This window comes from Bartonella sp. EBT8 (genome assembly GCF_055796165.1).
In genome coordinates this window covers 89945-107345 of the sequence record NZ_JBTTDJ010000005.1, presented here as the reverse complement: position 1 = coordinate 107345, position 17401 = coordinate 89945, and the positions used below count along the sequence as shown (strand labels likewise).

15 protein-coding genes are annotated in these 17401 nt (G+C 37.9%); all 15 read right to left on the bottom strand.

The window, feature by feature from the left end:
* Positions 1 to 5 precede the first annotated feature (5 nt).
* Entirely contained in the window at positions 6 to 296 is a 291-nt protein-coding gene (locus tag AC0QT4_RS05205) for an FAD assembly factor SdhE (protein WP_473200656.1), read from the bottom strand.
* Between the two features lie 78 nt (positions 297 to 374).
* Entirely contained in the window at positions 375 to 1055 is a 681-nt protein-coding gene (locus AC0QT4_RS05200) for an ABC transporter ATP-binding protein (protein ID WP_473200655.1), read from the bottom strand.
* Positions 1055 to 2323: a lipoprotein-releasing ABC transporter permease subunit gene (locus AC0QT4_RS05195; protein WP_473200654.1), complete on the bottom strand. Its 1269-nt coding sequence runs from the start codon at positions 2321 to 2323 to the stop codon at positions 1055 to 1057. The genes AC0QT4_RS05200 and AC0QT4_RS05195 overlap by 1 nt, the downstream gene beginning before the upstream one ends.
* Before the next feature lie 8 nt (positions 2324 to 2331).
* Complete coding sequence (gene proS / locus AC0QT4_RS05190) at positions 2332 to 3660, bottom strand: proline--tRNA ligase (protein ID WP_473200653.1); 1329 nt, start codon at positions 3658 to 3660, stop codon at positions 2332 to 2334.
* A 220-nt stretch (positions 3661 to 3880) separates the two neighbouring features.
* Positions 3881 to 5557: a ribonuclease J gene (locus tag AC0QT4_RS05185; protein ID WP_473200652.1), complete on the bottom strand. Its 1677-nt coding sequence runs from the start codon at positions 5555 to 5557 to the stop codon at positions 3881 to 3883.
* A 51-nt stretch (positions 5558 to 5608) separates the two neighbouring features.
* On the bottom strand, positions 5609 to 6418 hold the full coding sequence (locus AC0QT4_RS05180; RefSeq protein ID WP_473200651.1) for a biotin--[acetyl-CoA-carboxylase] ligase: 810 nt from the start codon (positions 6416 to 6418) through the stop codon (positions 5609 to 5611).
* Positions 6418 to 7872 (bottom strand): NADH-quinone oxidoreductase subunit NuoN, encoded by a 1455-nt coding sequence (gene nuoN, locus AC0QT4_RS05175; protein ID WP_473200650.1) that lies wholly within the window; start codon positions 7870 to 7872, stop codon positions 6418 to 6420. The genes AC0QT4_RS05180 and nuoN overlap by 1 nt, the downstream gene beginning before the upstream one ends.
* Positions 7873 to 7889: 17 nt before the next feature.
* Positions 7890 to 9359, bottom strand: coding sequence for an NADH-quinone oxidoreductase subunit M (locus AC0QT4_RS05170; protein ID WP_473200668.1), 1470 nt, complete (start codon positions 9357 to 9359; stop codon positions 7890 to 7892).
* Positions 9359 to 11323 (bottom strand): NADH-quinone oxidoreductase subunit L, encoded by a 1965-nt coding sequence (gene nuoL, locus AC0QT4_RS05165; RefSeq protein ID WP_473200649.1) that lies wholly within the window; start codon positions 11321 to 11323, stop codon positions 9359 to 9361. The genes AC0QT4_RS05170 and nuoL overlap by 1 nt, the downstream gene beginning before the upstream one ends.
* Before the next feature lie 6 nt (positions 11324 to 11329).
* The gene (gene nuoK, locus AC0QT4_RS05160) at positions 11330 to 11638 is read right to left on the bottom strand and encodes an NADH-quinone oxidoreductase subunit NuoK (protein ID WP_473200648.1); all 309 of its coding nucleotides are present in this window, start codon (positions 11636 to 11638) and stop codon (positions 11330 to 11332) included.
* Positions 11639 to 11648: 10 nt separating this feature from the next.
* Entirely contained in the window at positions 11649 to 12269 is a 621-nt protein-coding gene (locus AC0QT4_RS05155) for an NADH-quinone oxidoreductase subunit J (RefSeq protein WP_473200647.1), read from the bottom strand.
* A 95-nt stretch (positions 12270 to 12364) separates the two neighbouring features.
* Positions 12365 to 12856: an NADH-quinone oxidoreductase subunit NuoI gene (nuoI, locus tag AC0QT4_RS05150; protein ID WP_473200646.1), complete on the bottom strand. Its 492-nt coding sequence runs from the start codon at positions 12854 to 12856 to the stop codon at positions 12365 to 12367.
* Positions 12857 to 12870: 14 nt separating this feature from the next.
* The gene (nuoH, locus tag AC0QT4_RS05145) at positions 12871 to 13917 is read right to left on the bottom strand and encodes an NADH-quinone oxidoreductase subunit NuoH (RefSeq protein WP_473200645.1); all 1047 of its coding nucleotides are present in this window, start codon (positions 13915 to 13917) and stop codon (positions 12871 to 12873) included.
* 22 nt (positions 13918 to 13939) lie between these two features.
* On the bottom strand, positions 13940 to 16009 hold the full coding sequence (gene nuoG, locus AC0QT4_RS05140) for an NADH-quinone oxidoreductase subunit NuoG (protein ID WP_473200644.1): 2070 nt from the start codon (positions 16007 to 16009) through the stop codon (positions 13940 to 13942).
* A gap of 65 nt (positions 16010 to 16074) precedes the next feature.
* Positions 16075 to 17382, bottom strand: a complete 1308-nt coding sequence (gene nuoF / locus AC0QT4_RS05135) for an NADH-quinone oxidoreductase subunit NuoF (RefSeq protein ID WP_473200643.1) — start codon at positions 17380 to 17382, stop codon at positions 16075 to 16077.
* Positions 17383 to 17401: the final 19 nt, after the last annotated feature.

Here is a 17401-nt window from a genome sequence, read left to right as displayed (position 1 = left end):
CGGGATCAATTTAAATTTATGCAAACATGATAGTTTATAATGTCGCGAAAAAGCGGGCCATCTATTTCAGAAGGAGGAGAAATTTCTCCTGTAACCCACATCAATAAATCTCGATCATCAAAACCCATAATATATTCAAGTTCAGAAACCATTTTATCACACATCTTAGCAATATGTGCATCCACATAGTGTCCAAAAATAAGATCCATTTCACGAATACCACGGTGCCATGCACGAAAAACCAACCGGCGACGACGTGCATCCAGTTGATTTTTATCAACGACAAAAACTGTCATAAAAGGCCTCCTTGAATGAAATAAAAAGTATATACATAGGTTCTGTTCAGTCTTTGGAATAAATTTTGCATCTTACCTTTAAGGAAGTTCAATAATCTTTTTTTCTTTAAGCGTAATTCGACGATGCATTTGTTTAGCCAAAGCGTAATTGTGTGTTGCAATAAGAGCAGAAAGACCAGATTGACGAACAAGAGCGGATAAAGCTTGAAAGACATAAGCTGAAGTTACAGGATCAAGATTCCCTGTAGGCTCATCAGCCAAAAGAACCGAAGGACCATTTGCTACTGCACGTGCAATAGCAACACGTTGCTGTTCCCCACCTGATAGTTCCGATGGGCGATGGCTGGCGCGATGAGAAATACGCAGATATTTTAACAATTTAAATGCACGATCTTCTGCTATGGATTTTTTAAATCCTGCTATCATTTGCGGTATCATAACGTTTTCTAAAGCTGTGAATTCTGGAAGCAGGTGATGAAATTGATAGACAAAACCGATATCATGTCGTCTAATAGCTGTTCGCTCACTATCAGAACGCTTCGCACAAGAAATTCCCCTTAACATCACATCACCAGCGGTTGGTTTTTCCAATAACCCAGCAATATGAAGAAGTGTTGATTTTCCAGCCCCAGATGGTGCAACAAGTGCAACGAGTTCCCCACGATTAAGGATAAAATTTGCTTTATCTAAAATAATAAGAGGCTTATTGCTCTCAAAGAAATGTTGCTCAATCTCTACAAGCTCTAAAATAGCTGTCATTATTCATACCTTAAAGCTTGTACAGGATCTAGCTTAGCAGCTCGCCATGCTGGGATGAGTGCAGCGAGAAATGACAAAAATAATGCCATAACAGCAACTAGGACTGTTTGTCGCCAATCAATTTGTGAAGGCAATTTTGTTAAAAAGTAAAGTTGAGGATTAAAAACATCGACATTAAATAACCAAGATACAAAATCTTGAATATGATTGATATTTGCGCTTGCTATAACACCAAAAATTAAGCCCAATATTGTTCCAATAAATCCAATCATCATACCAGTGACAATAAAGATACGCATAACCGCACTTTGTTGTGCACCCATCGTGCGTAAAATTGCAATATCATGGCTTTTATCTTTTACAAGCATAATCAAACCTGAAATAATATTCAAAGCAGCAACAAGAACAATAAGAGAAAGAATGAAAAACATAACATTCCGTTCAATTTGTAAAGCTGAAAAAAAAGCCTGATTGCGCTCACGCCAATCAATTAAATAGATTTGTTGATCAACTGCTTTCTTTATAATTGGTTTTATTCGATCAACAGCATCGGGATCATTTAGAAATAATTCTAAAGACTGAATCTTATCTCCTAAATTAAAAAACATTTGTGCTTCATGAAGAGGCATAAAAACAAATATTGAATCATATTCAGACATACCAACTTCAAAAATAGCGCTTACTTTATAAGCCTTAACACGTGGAGTAACCCCAAAAGGAGTTGCATCACCATCTGGAGTAATGACACGAAGATAATGCCCAACTGTAAGCCCTAATTTTGTAGCCAAACCAATTCCAATTGCAACACCTTCTTCTTTATCAAATTGAGCAAGTGAACCTAACTTAATATTTTGAGATACTGTTTTAAGCTTCTCTAAATCCTGTTTACGCATACCACGAACTAACGCACCAGAGCCTCCTTCCAGTTCACCCTGAACAAGTGCTTGCCCCTCAATAACAGGTAAAGAAAACTTTACACCATTTACAGATTCTAGAGAAGAAATGAGAGTTTTATAATCAGAAAAACCTGAATGAACTGCTTGAACAATAAGGTGTCCATTCATACCAAGAATACGATTGAGAAGCTCTGTGCGAAAGCCATTCATTACCGCCATAACAACAACCAGAGCAAACACCCCTAACATAATTCCAATAAGAGAAATGATTGAAATAACTGATGCAACGACATGTTTTTTATTGGGAATCATATAACGAAAGGCGATCATCCACTCATAAGACGAAAACCCTTTACTGCTCAACCTCTTCATACTATTGCCTATAAAACTACAGAAAACTTTTTGAGTACATCTTCAACCATTAGAGATTCTTTGACACCTGTTTTTCGATCTTTAATTTCAACTTTATTTTGCGCGATGCTTTTAGGTCCAACAATTATTTGTGTTGGTAAGCCAATTAAATCCATTGTTGCAAATTTAGTTCCGGGACGCTCATCTCTATCATCCAATAATGGGTCAAATCCAGCAAGTCTTAATCCCCGATAGAGAGTTTCACACGTATGTGTACATTTCTCATCCTCTGGTTTCATATTAATGATCCCAAAGTCAAATGGCGCCATAGAGCTTGGCCAAATAATACCATTTTCATCATGAGAAGCTTCAATAGCTGCTGCAACAAGACGCGAAGGTCCAATGCCATAAGATCCCATAGAGACAACATGCTCTTTTCCATCTTGTCCCATAACTTTTGCTCCCATTGGAGCAGAATATTTCGTGCCAAAGTAGAAAATATGCCCCACTTCAATACCACGCGCTGAAAGACGACTCTGATCAGAAATTTTAGCCCACTCTTCTTCATTATGCATTTCTTCTGTCGCTGCATAAAAAGACGTCCACTGTTTAACAATATCAGCTAAAATTATTGTATCATTAAAATCAATTGAACTGTCTGGAACAGTAAGCTCAAGAAATTGTTTATCACAGAAGATGGCACTCTCTCCTGTTTCAGCCAAAATAATAAATTCATGACTGAGTTCACCACCAATTGGACCTGTATCAGCACGCATAGGAATTGCCCTTAAGCCAAGACGAGCAAAAGTGCGTAAATAAGCAATAAACATACGATTATAAGATGTTTGAGAACCTTCATAATCAAGATCAAAAGAATAGGCATCTTTCATTAAAAACTCTCGTGAGCGCATCACACCAAAACGTGGACGGATTTCATCACGAAATTTCCATTGAATATGGTATAAATTAAGTGGAAGATCTTTATAAGAACGAATGTAAGAACGAAAAATATCTGTTACCAACTCTTCGTTTGTCGGACCATAAAGCAAATCACGTTTTTGACGATCTTTAATGCGAAGCATCTCCAAACCATAATCATCATAACGGCCACTTTCACGCCAAAGATCAGCAGATTGAATTGTAGGCATTAATATTTCTATAGCACCAGCACGTTCTTGCTCTTCACGAATAATCTTACAAACTTTATCAAGCACTCTTTTACCCAATGGGAGCCAAGAATAAATCCCTGATGTTTGTTGGCGAATCATCCCTGCACGCAACATCAATCGATGAGAAACAATCTCTGCTTCCTTAGGATTCTCTTTTAAAAGTGGAAGAAAATATTGAGAAAGACGCATTGAAATAATTAACTCCTAATCAGATCTATCATATTGAAACAATTTAAAGTAGATACTTCCTCTATAGCTACCTTCTGAAGGCTTGCAAACATAACGATCATATTTTTAAAAATTTATGTGCTCTAGTCCTTATCGAGCTTATTTTTTACGATAAAATAATCTTATAATTTAGTTTTCTCTTTTTTTCATTAAAAAGAAAATAACATAAAACTAAAATACTTCATTTTGACTGATGTAAAAAAACTGTACAAATAGGCTTTTTTTGCCAAGCTTCATTGACAGCTGCCCTTACTGCACGCCGCGTTGCTTCTCGAATAAGTTCATTATTTTTTCGTTTGATCCGTGGAATGTTGTAAAATGTATTTTCCACAACATTTAAGAGAATATCTTTCAAATTCTCCCCTTTTCCATTACTTTCAGGTAGTCCGAATGTGGTTAAACCAATATCGCTCAATAATTCATGCTTACTATTCATATGAAGGGAAACAGCAACGTAACCAGCGTAACTTAATTTGCGACGTTCACGGATTCCTAATTCATCCTCATCTCCAATAAGGCAACCATCCTTATAGATGCGACCAACAGGAACTTGATCAATGACTTCTACAGGCTCTGGTGCAAGACGTAATATACTGCCATTTCTAATATCTGTAACAATTTCAATACCTGCTTGACGCGCTAAAGTTGCCTGAGCAGTAAGATGTATTGCTTCTCCGTGTACAGGAACAAGTATCTTTGGTTTTGTCCAATCATACATCTGCATAAGTTCTAAACGACGAGGATGACCTGAAACATGAACAAGAGCCTCCTCATTTGTAATAACTTTTACGCCCATATCAATGAAACGATTTTGTATCTCAATAATAGCTTTTTCATTTCCTGGTATACTTCGTGACGAATAAATAACAGTATCACCAGTAGAAAGTGCAATATTTCTCATTCCATTGCGTGACAATTTTGCTAAGGCAGCACACGATTCTCCTTGACTACCTGTCACAATTAAAACAATCTTGTTTCGTGGGATATGACCATAATCATCTTCCGTAACAAATGGGGCTAAACCATTCATATAACCAAGTTCTTGCGCAACCATAATACTCCGCTTTAGCGAGCGTCCAACAACAAGAACTTGGCGTCCGACAGATTCAGCTGCCAGAGCAATTGAACGTATCCGCCCAACATTCGAAGAAAAAGTAACTATTGCAACTCGCCCCTCAGCTTTCGAAAGAATTTCAGAAAGACTTGTCTGAACTTGTTGTTCTGATGGTGTTATACCATCTCGACATGCATTCGTGGAATCACAAAGCAATGCTAAAACACCTTTATTGCCTAAAATGCGAAATCGCTTTTCATCTGTTATAGCTCCAAGAGAAGGTGTATGATCAATTTTCCAATCGCCAGTGTGGATAATAGTGCCCAAAGACGTTGTAATAGCTAAAGATACAGATTCTGGAATTGAATGATTAACGGCAATAGCTTCAATTGCAAAGGAACCAATCTGAAAGCAATCACCAGATTGAAAAATATTGAATGCAATTTTATGAGACCCAAAATCTGATTGCTTTTTACTCTCCAATAATCCTGCTGTGAAAGGAGTGCAGTAAAGCGGGACTTTAAGCTTTGGCCATAAATCGAGGACAGCACCATAATGATCTTCATGAGCATGGGTTAAAATAAGACCACGCACATTATGTTTTTCACTTTCTAGAAAACGAATATCAGGTAAAATAAGATCTGCTCCTGGTAATTCAGGACCAGCAAAGCTCACTCCCATATCAACAAGAAGCCATTCACGAAGATTTTCGGGACCAAACCCATAAGCAGCGAGATTCATCCCTATTTCACCTACCCCTCCTAAAGGCAAAAAAACAAATTCACTCTCGTTGGCTGCAACCATAAACATCTCCTAAATTATCAAGATAATCTGATAGTGAAAATAGATTATCAACTAATAACAACCTGCATTAAGAGAAGCTGCCAAACCAAAATGGACATCTCCAGCTGTTATAATGGCTTGTTGACCATTTTTTTGTTTTACAAGGCAATTAAAATCACTATCAAGACCATCAAAAATACCTTCGATGACTTTTTTATCATTGAATACTTTTATATGCTGCCCAAGATGAGCAGAATATAAAAGCCATTTTTTACGAATTATATCAGCTCCTTCTGGTTGTTTCCAAAGAAGATAATTTTTAGAAAAACACTCAGCCAAAACTGTAAATAACTGTTCTGGTTCAATATACAAACCAATATTATTTAAACTTGAAGTAGGATATGGCGCATCTTCATAATGATGTTTTACATTTATTCCAATACCGATAACCAATGCACACTGTTGTGATGGCATTTTAAAAATCTCAAGCAAAACTCCAGAGCTTTTCGCTCCTCCTAGCAAAATATCATTTGGCCATTTTAAACTAACGATATTGTTTGATTGCTTTTCATCCTTTATAAATTGTTTTACTGCTTCTACCACACTAACGCCTGCAACAAAACCAAGCTGAGCAGCAGTTTGATGAACAATATCATCCATTAACAAAAGGCTAGAATAAAGGTTCCCTTTCGGACTAAACCATGTCCTGCCTCTTCTCGCTCTTCCTTGTAATTGTTCTTGTGCGACAACCCAAAGATAACCTGGATGACCAGCTTGTGCTTTTTCTTTTGCAATAAGATTTGTTGAATCAATACGTTCGTATGCTTCAACAGTGTATCCTTGTTTTTTTACAAAATCCGATAAAATGTAAACCATATTCATTAAAACAATGCAGCTGCTGCTGTTTCTGCTAAATCAGCAAACCAAGCTCCCAAAAGCATATAAAACAAAATAAAAAGTGCAGAAAGACCGAGACAAAATTGAAGCTCATTGGACAACATAATAAAACGCGCCTTTGCTTCATCAAACCACATAATTTTAATAACGCGCAAATAGTAAAAAGCCCCCACAACAGACGCTATCATCCCAACAATAGCAAGGGGAGTAAGTCCAGCATGAACAGCAGCAGAAAATGTATACCATTTCCCAAAAAAACCAGCCATAGGCGGTATACTTGCTAAGGAAAAAAGCTGTATGGTCATCACAACAGCCATAAATGGATTAGTCTTTATCAACCCTGAAAGATCATAAATATTTTCAACATTTCCGCTACTGGATCGCATTCCAAGAATAAAAGCAAAAGAACCAAGTGTCATGCCCAAATAAATAGTCATATAGAGAATAACACTTTTTATCCCAAGTATATCTCCAGCAGCTAAACCAACAAGCGCATATCCCATATGACCGATTGATGAATAAGCCATTAAACGCTTAATATTGCTCTGTCCAATTGCAGCAAATGCGCCAAGTATCATCGATGCAATCGCCATAAACACCAAAATTTGTTGCCACGCAGGCATAGAGCCATCAGAACTCCCTAATGGCATAAAGGTTGTAACAATAACACGAATAATGAGTGCCATCGCAGCAACTTTAGGAGCCCCAGCAAAAAATGCTGTAATAGGTGTTGGTGCTCCTTCATAAACATCAGGTGTCCACATATGAAATGGAACGGCAGAAATCTTGAAAGCCAAACCAGCTAAAATAAAAACAATTCCAAAAATAACCCCTAATTGTAAATTTTTACCTTTTAAAGCAATAGCAATTTCATGAAAGCCAATTTGACCAGTAAAACCATAAAGCAAAGAAATACCATACAGAAGCAATCCTGAAGACAATGCTCCTAAAACAAAATATTTGATACCGGCTTCAGAAGATTTCACATTATCACGATTGATCGCAGCTAGGATATACAAAGCTAAGGATTGTAATTCTAACCCCATATACAGTGAGAGCATATTACCAGCTGAAATCATCAGCATCATACCAAGAGTTGCTAAAAGAACGAGTATCGGAAATTCAAATACATCAAACTTTTGAGAACTCGTAAAAGCAACAGACATAATAAGAGCAAAAAGTGCGCCAATGAGCGTCAAAATTTTCATATAACGACCAAAAGAGTCAATAATGAGTGCATTGGTCTGAAATAAACCACTTTTCGGAAAAACGATAATAATAACAATGGCAGCAACAAGAAGAGCAATGGAAAGCCCTGTCACCGTTAAAAAGGAACGCGTATTGGAGTAGACACCAATCAAAAGAAAGACTATCCCTCCCAATGCTATTAAAATCTCTGGAAGAATTAAGACTAATTGCGCTATTATTTCAGTTTGCATGAACATTCTTCCCTTATCTAATGCAGTTTATTGATGAGGGCTTCTACGGAAAACGCCGTTGCTTTAAGAATAGGCGTTGGATAGATACCAAAAAATATTGTAAGAACAACCATCGGATAAAGGATAAATTTTTCTCTTGTAGAAAGATCAATAAGGACTTTTAAATTCTCTTTATCCAACGAACCAAAAACCACACGCCGATAAAGGTAAAGTGCATAGGCAGCGGATAAAATAACACCAGTTGTCGCAAAAACAACAATCAATTTATTGACTTGAAAAACACCTATTAAAGTTAAAAATTCACCTAAAAATCCTGAGCTCCCAGGCAAACCGACATTTGCCATAGTAAAAATTAAGAAAACAACAGCATATTTGGGCATGTTGTTAACGAGACCACCAAAAGCTGAAATTTCACGTGTATGGAGACGATCGTAAATAACCCCGACACAAAGAAATAAAGCAGCTGAAACAATTCCATGCGAAAGCATCTGATAAATAGCACCTTGGATACCCTGTGCGTTGGCAGCAAAAATACCCATCGTTACATATCCCATATGCGCTATTGAGGAATAAGCAATAAGTTTTTTTATGTCATTTTGAACAAGTGCAACCAGTGATGTGTAAATAATAGCGATAAGCGATAACGTCAAAACCAAAGGAGCAAAAGTAGCCGAAGCAATAGGAAACATTGGTAAAGAAAAACGAAGAAAACCATACCCACCTAATTTGAGTAAAACACCAGCTAAAATAACCGAGCCAGCTGTAGGTGCTTCTACGTGAGCATCAGGCAACCATGTATGAACAGGCCACATTGGCATTTTAACTGCAAAAGAAGCAAAAAATGCAAGCCATAACCAAATTTGCATATGCGCAGGAAATTGGTAAGCTAATAAAGTTGGTATATCAAGTGTGCCAGCTTCCCAATACATAGCCATAAGAGCAACCAGCATCAACACTGAACCAAGTAAAGTGTAAAGAAAAAACTTTATACTTGCGTAAACACGACGTGCGCCTCCCCAAACCCCTATAATAATAAACATTGGAATAAGGCTGCCTTCAAAAAAAACATAAAACAATATTGCATCAAGAGCACAAAAAACTCCAATAATTGCAACTTCAAGAAGAAGAAAAGCAATCATATAGGCTTTTAAGCTATCTTTAATATTTTCCCAACTCGCTAAAATACAGAAAGGCAAAAGAAAAGCCGAGAGAACTACAAAGAGGACAGAGATACCATCAACTCCCATATGATAGCTAATCCCCCCTCCTAACCAATCGATTTTCTCCACCATTTGAAAATGAGCATCTGTATGATCAAAACCTGCCCAAACAATTAAGGAAATAATAAAAACAAACACAGTCGTAAAAAATGCTACATTGCGTATATTATGCCGTGCTACTTCGCTATCGTCTTTGATAAACAAAATTAGCAGCACACCAATAAGCGGCAAAAATGTAACCGTAGAAAGAATAGGCCAATCGGTCATCAGTTTACGCCCCCGATCATCATCCATGTGATCAGCAATGCAATGCCTATAAGCATCGCAAATGCATAGTGATAAAGATAGCCTGTCTGCATCCGAACAACTCTGTTTGTAATATCAACGACACGCGCTGCAATACCATTCGGACCTAGACCATCAATAATCTTACCGTCCCCCACTTTCCAAAAAAAGAAACTAATTCTGAAAGCAGAACGAACAAACAAAAAGTTATAGAGTTGATCAAAATACCATTTTTGATAAAGAAAATGATAAATTCCTGGCATAATCCCAGCCAATTTTTTAGGAAGAGAAGGAAAAGAAATATAAAAGAAACAGGCTAATATAAATCCAAAAATCATCGCTATAAAGGGCGACCATTTGACCCAATTAAATACGTTATGAGAATCATGAAGGATATGGTTGTGATCGTTTGTAAAAAGCGCTCCCTTCCAAAAAACATCATACAAATCACCAAAAAAGTAAGGTTGGAAAAAGGCACCCGCAAATATTGCTCCAATAGATAAAATAAACAGTGGAATTAACATAACCGGAGGGGATTCATGAACATGATGCATAACATCAACTGTTGCTCGTGGTTTACCGTGAAATGTCATAAATATAAGGCGCCATGAATAAAAACTGGTTAAGAAAGCAGCAAAAACAAGAAGAGAGAAAGCATATCCTGAAGCAATATTATGTGATGCAAAAGCAGATTCTATAATTGCATCCTTGGAAAAAAAACCTGCAGTCCCAAAGAGTGTTCCTGGAATTCCGACACCTGTCAATGCAACTGTTCCTATCATCATCATCCAATAAGTTGCCTTTATATGCTTGCGTAACCCGCCCATTTTTCGCATATCTTGTTCATCAGACACAGCATGAATTACAGAGCCCGCCCCAAGAAATAATAAAGCTTTAAAAAAAGCATGCGTAAAAAGATGAAAAACAGCTGCTCCATAAGCTCCAACACCTAATGCAACAAACATATAGCCAAGCTGTGAACACGTAGAATAGGCAATTACGCGCTTAATATCATTTTGTACCAGTCCTACAGTTGCAGCAAAAAATGCAGTCGTTGCTCCAACAATAATAATTACTGTCAAAGCAATGGAAGAAAGTTCAAAAATTGGCGACATACGCGCAACCATAAAAACGCCAGCCGTTACCATTGTTGCCGCATGAATAAGCGCTGACACAGGAGTTGGTCCCTCCATTGCATCAGGAAGCCATGTATGTAAAAGAAATTGGGCTGATTTTCCCATCGCACCAATAAACAATAAAAGACATGTGACAGTAATTGCCGTTTGCCCATTAATCTGCCAACCTAAAAATGTTAGATTTTGTACGAAGCTCTTATCTGCAGCTTTTGCAAAAATAGAGGCAAAATCAACTGTTTGGAATAAAACAAAAATGCTAAAGATTCCTAAGAGAAAACCAAAGTCTCCAACACGATTAACAATAAAAGCTTTCATCGCAGCTTTATTGGCTGAATCTCGCTGAAACCAAAAACCAATGAGTAAGTAAGAAGCAAGTCCCACACCTTCCCATCCAAAAAACATTTGAATCAAGTTATTAGATGTCACCAACATAAGCATCATAAATGTAAATAGAGAAAGATAAGAAAAAAAACGGGATCTTGAAGGATCATGATGCATATAACCAATTGAATAAATATGCACTAATGCTGAAACACTATTCACAACAACAAGCATGACAGCTGTTAATGTATCGATATGTAAAGCCCAATCAAAAGTTAAATCACCAACAGCAAGCCAATGTAATACCAATACATCAACGACTGGAACATGACCAAGTGCAACATTCAAAAAAGCCATCCACGATAATATGGCAACAATCACCATAAAGCTACATGTCACCAATTCACTCGCGCGATCTCCGATAGTTTTTCCACCTATAGAAGCAATTAAAAAGCCAAAAAGCGGAAGAAAGACGATCGTATAATACATTACTGGTTAGCCTTTCATTACATTAACATCTTCAACCGCAATAGAACCACGATTGCGGAAAAAGACGACAAGAATCGCTAAACCAATTGCGGCTTCAGCAGCCGCGACCGTTAAGATAAATAAAGCGAATATCTGACCAACAAGATCATGAAGAAATGCTGAAAATGCTATAAAATTAAGATTGACTGAAAGCAATATAAGCTCAATAGACATCAAAATGATAATCACATTCTTTCTATTGAGAAAAATTCCAGCAATACCAATTGTAAATAGCAATGCAGAAACAATAAGATAATGCGTAATGTCAATGTGCATATCTCCCCCCTTAAATGCCTTTACCTGATTCAACTTGTTTGATTTCAATTGCACTTTCCACGGTCCGAGAAACTTGCACCGCAATAGATTGTCGCTTTACACCTGACTTATGACGAAGTGTTAAAACAATTGCACCAATCATTGCAATCAATAAAATTATTCCAGCAATCTGAAAATAGAAAACATAATCCGTATAAAGAATATCGCCTAATGCTTGTGTATTTGATCGCTGCATTAAATCTGGCATGGGTTGCGTAATATGTGGTATAAGAACTGGAAAAAATCTACCACGAACAAAAACAAATATTAATTCTAAAGCAACAATGCTCCCAACAAGAGCTCCAATAGGAGCATAGCGAAGTGCACCATTTTTTAACTCTGCAAAATCAACATCAAGCATCATAACCACAAATAAAAATAAAACTGCTACAGCACCAACATAAACAACGAGCAGAATAAGCCCCAAAAATTCTGCTCCTGCAAGCAAAAATAAAGCCGCAGCATTAAAAAATGCTAATATTAAAAATAACACCGAATGCACAGGGTTGCGAGCTGTAATAACAACAACTGCACTTGCAAGCATAATAAAAGCAAACAGATAGAAAAATGCCGCCGCTAGATCCGTTAGCATAGGCTTCTCCTCAATTAATAAACAATTGGTATAAAATTTCATACCAGATTAAAATTCATCGGAAAGATTATCCGATACCTCATGCGAGGATACACTTAACGATAAGGTGCGTCCATCAATATATTGCGAGCAATTTCTCGCTCCCAACGATCTCCATTCATTAAAAGCTTTTCTTTATCATAATAAAGTTCTTCACGTGTTTCTGTTGCAAACTCAAAATTTGGTCCTTCTACAATAGCTTCAACGGGACAAGCCTCTTGACAAAATCCGCAATAAATACACTTAACCATATCTATATCATAACGGATAGTTCTACGTGTACCATCATTGCGTCGTGGTCCTGCTTCAATTGTAATGGCTTGTGCAGGACAAATCGCTTCACATAATTTACACGCTATACATCGCTCTTCACCATTTGGGTAGCGACGTAGTGCATGTTCGCCACGGAAACGTTGAGAAACAAATCCCTTCTCATAAGGATAATTAATCGTAGGCTTTGGCGAAAAAAATTGACGCATTGCTAAGAAAAAAGCACTTACAAATTCCAATAAAAGGAGTGACTTTGCTGCTTGAATAAAACCTGACATCGCGAAATCTCCTCTTAAACGAAAGCAGTATATTTTAAAAAAGCAGCGGTTATCACAACCATTGCCAATGAGAGTGGCAGAAATACTTTCCAACCAAGCCGCATGAGCTGATCATAGCGATAACGTGGAACAAACGCTTTAACCATAGCAAACCAAAAAAATACAAAGCAAACTTTTAAAACAAACCAAACAACACCAGGAACCCAATTAAGCCACCAAACATCCAACGGTGGCAACCAACCACCTAAAAATAAAATAGTTGTTAAGGCACACATTAATACAATAGCAACATACTCACCAAGAAAAAAAAGCATGTAAGGCGTTGAAGAATATTCAACCATATGCCCCGCAACAAGTTCAGATTCTGCTTCTACTAAGTCAAAGGGAGGACGATTTGTCTCTGCAAGTGCAGAAATAAAAAATATAATAAACATTGGGAAAAGGACGAGCCAATTCCAATCAAGAAAACTGTTAAAAGGAAGACCAAGAGTCGTACCAAGTCCGTGGCTTTGTTTAGAGACAATTGTTGTAAGATCTAGTGAACCACTTATTAAAATAACAGTAACGAGCACAAATCCAATAGAAACCTCATAAGATACCATCTGCGCTGCCGAACGAAGAGCCCCTAAGAAAGGATATTTTGAATTTGAAGCCCATCCTCCCATAATAACGCCATAAACTTCAAGAGATGAAATAGCTAAGATATAAAGCAACCCAACATTAATCTTTGCAACTTCCCAGCCTTCATTAACTGGTATAACAGCCCACGTTGATAAAGCAAGCGTAGCAGAAACAAAAGGTGCTAAAAGAAAAACACCTTTATTAGCACCAGAAGGAATAATAGGCTCTTTAACAACAAATTTAATTAAATCCGCAAAAGACTGCAACAATCCCCATGGACCAACAACATTCGGACCACGCCGCAATTGTACCGCTGCCCAAATCTTTCTATCTGCGTAAAGAAGATAAGCAACCAAGACCAAGAGAACAACCAAAAGGAGAAGTGTTTTTCCAATTATAATAAGTAATGGCAATAGCCAAGTCATAAAGAAATCATACATTATTATTCCTTTTCCTCTGCCCTTACTCTACAGTTTGTATAACATGATTCTTTGCAAGAGCTGAACATTCAGCCATAACTGCAGAAGCACGTGCTATCGGATTTGTCAAATAAAAGTCTTTAACCATAGAAGTAAATGCTTGCCGCTCCAAAGCAATCATTTGTGAACCAAGCTTTTTAAGATCATCTATATCAGAAGGCGCTATATCATCAATAGCACAAAGATGTGGATAGTCATTAAATAAGCTCTGTCTTAATTGAGAAAGCGAATCAAAAGGAAGTTTTCGTCCTAAAATATCCGATAAAGCACGTAAAATAGCCCAATCCTCTTTTGCTTCACCTGGAGCAAAACAAGCCCGATTTGTCATTTGAACACGCCCTTCTGTATTTACATAGAGCCCTGATTTTTCAGTATAAGCCGATGCTGGCAAAATAACATCCGCAGCATGTGCACCATTATCGCCATGGCTACCAATATAAATTGTAAAAGCTTTTGTATTGGCTAATTCTACTTCATCAGCACCAAGCAAAAATAAAACCTCACAAGTTTTAATAATATTTGCAACTCCAAGTTTAGAAGTAAAACCAATATCTAATCCGCCAACAGTTGACGCTGCAGTGTGAAGAACACCAAATCCATTCCATTCCTCACTAAGAGCTCCGATATTATCAGCTAATTTTGCAAGATTTTTTAAAACAGACAAGCCTTCTTGACCTGAAAAAGCACCCTCCCCGATAAGAATAAGTGGTTTCTTCGCTTCTTTTAAGATATCTAAAAAAGAATCTTTTCCACCAACAAGTGCACTCAACGCATCAGTACCAGAGCCAAGATAAGAATAAGGATAACGTAAATCGACTTTTTCTCCAATTAATCCGATGGGAAAATGTCCCATCCGTTGGCGCTTTAAAATACGTGCATTTAAAACAGCGGCCTCATGACGTGGATTAGATCCCACAATAAGCAGTGCATCAGCTTGTTCAATTCCGGCAATTGTTGGATTAAAAATGTAACTCGAACGCCCTAATTCAGGAGATAAAGCCATTCCTCTTTGACGACAATCAAAAACCTGAGAATCCAATGAAACAAGCAATTTTTTAAGCGCATACATTTCCTCAACAGACGCAAGATCTCCAGCAATCGCTCCAATTTTTTCTGGCAAAGTTTTAGAAATCACCATTTTAATTTCTGCAAAAGCTTCTGTCCAACTTACAGGATGAAACTTTCCATCTTTCCGCACATAGGGCTTATCAAGTCTCTGAGTCCGCAATCCATCCCAAATAAAGCGCGTCTTATCAGAAATCCATTCCTCATTTACATCTTCATTTGTACGCGGCATAATGCGCATAACTTCACGACCACGGCTATCAATGCGAATAGCGCTACCAAGGGCATCCATAACATCAATTGATTCCGTTTTAGCCAATTCCCATGGACGTGCGTGAAATGCATAAGGTTTTGAAGTTAAAGCCCCTACTGGACAGAGATCAATAACATTTCCCTGCAACTCAGATGTCATTGCTTTTTCAAGATATGTAGTAACTTCAGCATCTTCACCACGACCTATCAACCCAAGCTCGGAAATACCTGCAACTTCTGTCGTAAAACGAACACAACGTGTACAATGAATACACCTTGTCATAACAGTTTTTACGAGTGGCCCAATATACTTATCTTCTACTGCACGCTTGTTTTCTGTATATCGAGAGCAATCACGCCCATAGAGCATTGCTTGATCTTGAAGATCGCATTCTCCTCCTTGATCACAGACAGGACAATCCAAAGGATGATTGATAAGAAGAAACTCCATGACACCTTCACGTGCTTTTTTTACCATTTCTGTATTGGTAAAAATTTCTGGCGCTTCACCATTTGGCCCTAATCGTAAATCGCGAACCCCCATGGCACAAGAAGCCTGAGGTTTTGGAGGCCCTCCCTTAACCTCAACCAAACACATGCGACAATTTCCAGCAATTGATAAAGATTCATGAAAACAGAAGCGTGGCACTTCAGCACCCGCAGCTTCAGCTGCTTGAAGCAATGTGTAGTAATCAGGGACTTCAATTTCTTTACCATCAACTTTGATATTTATCATCACTCATCCAGACTGCGGATAATCCACTTAAAATTTTTATTCCGGTTTTCTTACAACAAAATCCTCTATCCAACTGCTTCTAAAGCAATATTTTTTCTTTGAACTACATTTCGCGTATAATCATCAATTCTACGCTCAATTTCTGGACGAAAATTACGTATCAACCCCTGTATAGGCCATGCTGCGGCATCTCCCAGCGCGCAAATGGTGTGCCCTTCAACCTGTTTAGATACCTCAAATAAAAGATCAATCTCACGTTTTTGTGCTCTTCCCTCAACCATACGCCCTAAAAGACGCATCATCCACCCCGTACCTTCACGACACGGTGTACACTGACCACAACTTTCATGCTTAAAAAAAGCTGCTATACGCCAAATTGCTTTAATAATATCGGTTGATTTATCCATCACAATCACACCACCAGTACCAAAAGAAGATCCGACATCTCGTATCCCATCAAAATCCATAATCGCATCAACCATATCCTCACCACGAACGACTGGGCAAGAAGCCCCTCCTGGAATAACGGCTAAAAGATTATTCCATCCGCCACGAATACCACCTGTATGTTTTTCAATTAATTCACGAAAAGAAACACCAAGAGCTTCTTCAAATGTGCAAGGCGCATTCACATGTCCTGAAACCATAAATAATTTCGTTCCAACATTATTGGCACGTCCAATCGATGAAAACCATGAAGCCCCTCGACGCAAAATCGTTGGAACAACAGCTATAGATTCCACATTATTTACTGTTGTTGGACAGCCATAAATCCCCATATTTGCAGGAAATGGCGGCTTAAGACGAGGCTGCCCTTTTTTCCCCTCAAGGCTTTCAAGAAGAGCTGTTTCTTCGCCACAAATATAAGCACCTGCACCATGATGAATAATAATATCACAAGCATGTCCATATTTTGTTTTTTTGCCAAGTAAGCCCGCATCATAACACTCATCAACGGCTGCTTGAAGGGCTTCACGCTCACGAATATATTCACCACGAATATAGATAAAAGCAACATTTGCTCCCATAGCAAAAGTAGCAATTGCACATCCTTCAATCAGAGTATGGGGATCATGTCGCAAAATATCGCGGTCTTTACATGTACCAGGTTCTGATTCATCAGCATTCACAACCAAATAATGGGGACGGCCATCATTTTGTTTTGGCATAAAAGACCACTTCATACCAGTAGGAAAACCAGCACCTCCACGCCCACGCAAACCTGACGCCTTCACCTCATCAATGATCCAATCACGACCTTTTTCGATAATCGCCTTTGTATCATCCCAATGCCCACGCGACATTGCAGCTTTTAATGATTTATCCTTCAAACCATAAATATTGGTGAAAATGCGGTCTTTATCAGCCAGCATATCCCATCCTTTTTTCTCT

Bases quoted from the DNA above. Each gene is read 5' to 3' on its own strand.
- AC0QT4_RS05185 (WP_473200652.1), bottom strand. From the start codon at position 5,557: ATGGTTGCAGCCAACGAGAGTGAATTTGTTTTTTTGCCTTTAGGAGGG.
- nuoN (WP_473200650.1), bottom strand. From the start codon at position 7,872: ATGCAAACTGAAATAATAGCGCAATTAGTCTTAATTCTTCCAGAGATT.
- AC0QT4_RS05195 (WP_473200654.1), bottom strand. From the start codon at position 2,323: ATGAAGAGGTTGAGCAGTAAAGGGTTTTCGTCTTATGAGTGGATGATC.
- nuoK (WP_473200648.1), bottom strand. From the start codon at position 11,638: ATGCACATTGACATTACGCATTATCTTATTGTTTCTGCATTGCTATTT.
- nuoH (WP_473200645.1), bottom strand. From the start codon at position 13,917: ATGTATGATTTCTTTATGACTTGGCTATTGCCATTACTTATTATAATT.
- proS (WP_473200653.1), bottom strand. From the start codon at position 3,660: ATGCGTCTTTCTCAATATTTTCTTCCACTTTTAAAAGAGAATCCTAAG.
- nuoL (WP_473200649.1), bottom strand. From the start codon at position 11,323: ATGTATTATACGATCGTCTTTCTTCCGCTTTTTGGCTTTTTAATTGCT.
- nuoG (WP_473200644.1), bottom strand. From the start codon at position 16,009: ATGATAAATATCAAAGTTGATGGTAAAGAAATTGAAGTCCCTGATTAC.
- AC0QT4_RS05180 (WP_473200651.1), bottom strand. From the start codon at position 6,418: ATGAATATGGTTTACATTTTATCGGATTTTGTAAAAAAACAAGGATAC.
- AC0QT4_RS05205 (WP_473200656.1), bottom strand. From the start codon at position 296: ATGACAGTTTTTGTCGTTGATAAAAATCAACTGGATGCACGTCGTCGC.
- AC0QT4_RS05200 (WP_473200655.1), bottom strand. From the start codon at position 1,055: ATGACAGCTATTTTAGAGCTTGTAGAGATTGAGCAACATTTCTTTGAG.
- nuoF (WP_473200643.1), bottom strand. From the start codon at position 17,382: ATGCTGGCTGATAAAGACCGCATTTTCACCAATATTTATGGTTTGAAG.
- AC0QT4_RS05170 (WP_473200668.1), bottom strand. From the start codon at position 9,359: ATGACCGATTGGCCTATTCTTTCTACGGTTACATTTTTGCCGCTTATT.
- nuoI (WP_473200646.1), bottom strand. From the start codon at position 12,856: ATGTCAGGTTTTATTCAAGCAGCAAAGTCACTCCTTTTATTGGAATTT.
- AC0QT4_RS05155 (WP_473200647.1), bottom strand. From the start codon at position 12,269: ATGCTAACGGATCTAGCGGCGGCATTTTTCTATCTGTTTGCTTTTATT.